This is a genomic window from Chitinophaga sp. (genome assembly GCF_036566945.1).
In the GTDB taxonomy this organism is placed as follows: Bacteria; Bacteroidota; Bacteroidia; order Chitinophagales; family Chitinophagaceae; genus Chitinophaga.
Map to the genome: position 1 here is coordinate 1 of NZ_DATCVJ010000931.1, position 4,472 is coordinate 4,472.

Annotated in this window: 4 protein-coding genes; 1 reads left to right on the forward strand and 3 read right to left on the reverse strand. The window is 46.5% G+C overall.

Annotated elements, in window-relative coordinates; all coding sequences use genetic code 11:
- Nucleotides 1-52: 52 nt before the first annotated feature.
- Nucleotides 53-1,801: an ABC transporter ATP-binding protein gene (locus tag VIP81_RS27935; protein WP_331969249.1), complete on the reverse strand. Its 1,749-nt coding sequence runs from the start codon at nt 1,799-1,801 to the stop codon at nt 53-55.
- A gap of 20 nt (nt 1,802-1,821) precedes the next feature.
- A complete protein-coding gene (locus VIP81_RS27940; RefSeq protein WP_331969252.1) occupies nt 1,822-2,592 on the reverse strand; it encodes an AMP nucleosidase in 771 nt (256 codons plus the stop codon).
- 94 nt (nt 2,593-2,686) lie between these two features.
- Between VIP81_RS27940 and VIP81_RS27945 the strand changes: the two genes are divergently transcribed.
- Complete coding sequence (locus VIP81_RS27945) at nt 2,687-3,130, forward strand: type I restriction enzyme HsdR N-terminal domain-containing protein (RefSeq protein ID WP_331969255.1); 444 nt, start codon at nt 2,687-2,689, stop codon at nt 3,128-3,130.
- A gap of 248 nt (nt 3,131-3,378) precedes the next feature.
- Here VIP81_RS27945 and VIP81_RS27950 read toward each other — a convergent pair.
- On the reverse strand, nt 3,379-4,472 hold a 1,094-nt coding region (locus VIP81_RS27950), incomplete at its 5' end, for a Glu/Leu/Phe/Val family dehydrogenase (protein ID WP_331969258.1).

Consider the following 4,472-nt stretch of genomic DNA (forward strand, 5'->3'; position numbering starts at 1 on the left):
TCTATATCATCAAAAAATGATTATAAAAGTATAACAATCAGATAATTATATATTACATTCCTTTCGGAATGGCTGCGATCAGTTGCTGTGTGTATGCATTTTCCGGGTGGTTGTACACATCGTCTGCTGCCCCCGTTTCTACTATTTTACCCCGCTGCATCACCATCATCCGGTCGCTGATAAAACGTACCACAGAGAGGTCGTGGGAAATAAAAATGCAGGTGAAGCCCAGCTCCTCCCGCAAACGGATCAGCAGATTCAGCACCTGCGCCTGTATACTCACATCCAGTGCAGCTACAGATTCATCACAAATAATAAACGATGGCTCCACTGCCAGCGCCCGTGCAATCACAATGCGCTGCCGCTGCCCACCAGAAAACTCGTGCGGATAGCGGTTATAATGACTGGCCTGCAGGTTTACCTTCTCCAGTAATTCCAATACTTTTTCTGTTTGTGCGCGGCTGTTGCCGTACAATCCGTGCACCTGCATAGGCTCCAGGATAGCGGCGCCAATGGTTTGCCTGGGGTTCAGCGATGCATAAGGGTCCTGAAAAATAAGCTGCATATCCTTGCGCAGCGCCCGCATACCACCGGCCGATAAACTGCGCACATCCTGCCCCTTATAAATGATACTGCCCCCCGTAGGCTCAATCAATCTTAATAAAGACCTGCCCAGAGTAGTTTTACCACAGCCCGATTCGCCCACCAGGCCGAGGGTTTCGCCGGTTCTTACCTCAAAGCTCACATCATCCACAGCTTTTGCCCACTTTAATACTTTGCCGGTGATACTTTTTTGAACGGGAAACCAGGTTTTAAGTCCGGTTACCTGCAGCAAAGGTTCGGCAGCAGCCAGTTGCTGTTCCCGCTGCCGCAAAGCGGCATCCGGGATCACCAGTGAACGCACCAGCTCCTGTATAGCGCCGGCTTTTTCGTATATCTGTCCCTGTGAGTCTGTTTCCATGAAGTCGCGGATAACGGGCAATCTCACCAAACGCTTATCCAGCGGAGGGCGACAAGCCAATAATCCTTTGGTATAAGGATGTTGCGGATGCAGGAACACGTCCCTGACATTTCCTTCTTCCACAATATTTCCTTTGTACATCACCACTACCCTGCTGGCTATTTCGGCCACCACACCCAGGTCATGTGTAATGAAAATAACGCTCATATCCATTTGCTGCTGCAGTTCCCGGAGTAATTCCAGGATCGCTTTCTGCACAGTAACATCTAATGCGGTGGTAGGTTCGTCGGCGATGAGCAGCCGGGGATGGCAGGAAATGGCCATCGCAATCATGACGCGTTGTTTTTGCCCGCCGGAAAGTTCATGTGGATAACGATTCATGATGCCTGCCGGATCGGGTAATTTCACTTTTTCAAAAAGGGCGATTACCTGTTCCCTTGCGGCTTTAGGCGTGCTATGGTTATGCAAACGGATTGCCTCCGCCACTTGTTCCCCACAGGTATGCAGTGGATTGAGGGCGGTCATGGGTTCCTGAAATATCATGGCAATTTCGTTGCCCCGGTAGCTGCGCATGTCGGCATCGGGCAACTGTAGCAGGTTTACTGCCGTATCATCTGTTGCCTGGTATAGAATCTTTCCACCGGAAATGGTACCAGGCAAATCTATCAGTCGCATGAGCGACAGGGCAGTAACGGATTTACCCGAACCGGATTCTCCTACTACGCCCACTATCTCGCCCTTGCCTATGGAAAGGGAAATTTGATTAACTGCTGTTGTTCTTGTTTGGCCGGCCTGGAAGGTGACTTCCAGGTCCTGTATCTCTACCCGCGTGGAAAGCATAGCCGGAAGATACAACAATTCTAAAAACGCAGGTGCCTCACCGTTTGGTGACTTTCAATCAGCTTCTGTAAAGAATCGATGCCTACTTTCAGGTGGCGCTCTACAAATTTAGTCGTCACTTTTTTGTCGCTTTCTTCCGTTTTTACCCCTTCCGGTACCATCGGTTGATCAGATACCAGCAACAATGCGCCGGTAGGAATTTTGTTATAGAAGCCTACGGAGAAAATAGTGGCTGTTTCCATATCTACTGCCATGGCCCTGATTTTTTCCAGGTACGCCTTAAATTCATTATCGTGTTCCCATACCCGGCGGTTGGTGGTGTAGCAGGTGCCTGTCCAATAATCGTGACCGGAATCACGGATAGTGGTGGAAATGGCTTTTTGCAGCGCAAATGCAGGTAGTGCGGGTACTTCCGGTGGAAAATAATCATTGCTGGTACCTTCTCCGCGAATGGCGGCAATAGGCAATATCAGGTCGCCAATATTGTTCTTCTTTTTCAATCCACCGCATTTACCGAGAAATAATACAGCTTTGGGGGTGATGGCAGAGAGCAGGTCCATCACAGTAGCCGCACCGGGACTACCCATACCAAAGTTAATGATAGTAATGTCGCCTGCAGTAGCGCATTGCATAGGTTTACCATGACCAACGATTTCTACGTTGTTCCATTCGGCAAACATGGTTACATAATTACTGAAATTGGTGAGGAGGATGTGAGAGCCAAATTGCTCCAGTTTCTCACCCGTGTATCGGGGCAGCCAATTAGCTACAATTTCTTCTTTTGTCTTCATAGCCTTTTGACAAGCAAATATAAGGTTTTGTTCCCTAACAGCAATATTATCCTAATGTAACTATCTTCGCCACTGTATTCAAATCAATTGCATCTTGATCGCTATCAGCTTCCCTCCACCGGATTTTAAAATTATCAAAGAAGACAGTAAAGAGCTGATCTTTGACCGCTATCGTAAAAAATATGTGGTGCTGACACCCGAAGAGTGGGTGAGACAAAATTTTCTGAACTATCTGGTGCAGGTATTACAATATCCGGCTTCCCTGATAGGTATTGAAAAGGAAATTTTTTTGGGAGAGATGAAGAAGCGGTATGATATCGTAATCTACAACCGTGCTATGCAACCCTGGATGCTGGTGGAGTGTAAAGAAATGAATGTACCACTCACAGAACAAACCATGCAACAGGTAATCCGCTACAATATGGTAATACCGGCCACCTACCTGGTGATTACGAATGGCACCAATACCTTTTGTGGCAACTATGTGGGAAACGAAAGGAAATGGCGTTTCCTGTCTGCGTTGCCGGCATTTGAATAGTGCGATTTTTTGTCTTTATCCAGGATTATACTGATTTAGATGATTTTCCAGATTTTTTTTACAGGATTTTAAAAGATTTTGGGAGATATGAGCGGATAAAAATTCGCTCATATCTCCCAAAATCTTTTAAATCTTCCAAAATCATAAAGTAAAAATCTGGAAAATCATCTAAATCAGTATAATCCTGGATAAAGACAAAAAAACCTCCGCCAGAGGCGGAGGCTACAAAAATTATCTATCGTCGTGCATCAAGGGAAAATACCCAGTTGCTCGTAAGCAGCACCTACTTTGTTAATCGCTACTACGTAAGCGGCTGTACGCATATCATGAATCTGCGGATTAGCCATCATCACATCACGTACTTCGTGGAGTGCAGCGTGCATGGTTTCTTCCAGACCGGAGTATACCAAATCCACTTCATCCGCACCGTGTGCAATGAATTTTCTTTCGTTGTCAGATACTTTTTTACCCGTCAGGTCTTCGATGGTTTGCAGAATATGAATGTTCATATTTTCATCGAAACGTTTACCTAAACGGCCATAACGCACGTGGCTCAGGTTTTTCAACCATTCGAAATAAGAAACGGTTACACCACCGGCATTCAGGAACATATCCGGAACAACGATAACGCCTTTCTTATTCAGGATTTCATCTGCTTCCGGTGTTAACGGACCGTTGGCAGCTTCTCCAATGATTTTTGCCTTCACGTTAGGCGCATTCAGTTTATGAATAACATTTTCCAGTGCAGCAGGGATCAGGATTTCACAATCCAGTTCGAGGCCATCTGTATTTTTATTCAGGTTGGAAGCACCCGGGAAGTTCACAATAGAACCGGTTGCTTTTTTGTGCATCAGTACTTCATCAGGATTCATACCCTGTTCATTATAGATAGCACCATCCCACTCGATCAGGCAAATTACTTTAGCGCCGGCTTCGTGGAAATATTTGGCAGCATGGTAACCCACGTTACCCATACCCTGTACAATTACTCTTTTACCTTCGATACCGGTAGTCAGCCCCAAACGGTCCATGTCTTCCTTGATATTACACAGTTCGCGCAAACCATAGAATACACCTAAGCCGGTAGCTTCCGTACGACCGCGTACACCGCCCTGAGATACAGGTTTACCGGTAACGCAACCATAACCGTCAATTTCGCCCGGACGCAAGCTCATGTAGGTATCCAGGATCCAGCTCATTTCTCTTTCGCCGGTTCCGTAATCAGGAGCAGGAACGTCTGTACCAGGGCCGATAAAGTTCTTCTTTACGAGTTCCGCGGTATAACGGCGGGTAATTGCTTCCAGCTGGAAGGGAGTATAGTTCCGGGGATTGATTTTCAAAC

Excerpts from the sequence above, each read along its gene's own strand:
- VIP81_RS27935 (WP_331969249.1), bottom strand. The coding sequence starts at position 1,801 with ATGCTTTCCACGCGGGTAGAGATACAGGACCTGGAAGTCACCTTCCAG.
- VIP81_RS27940 (WP_331969252.1), bottom strand. The coding sequence starts at position 2,592 with ATGAAGACAAAAGAAGAAATTGTAGCTAATTGGCTGCCCCGATACACG.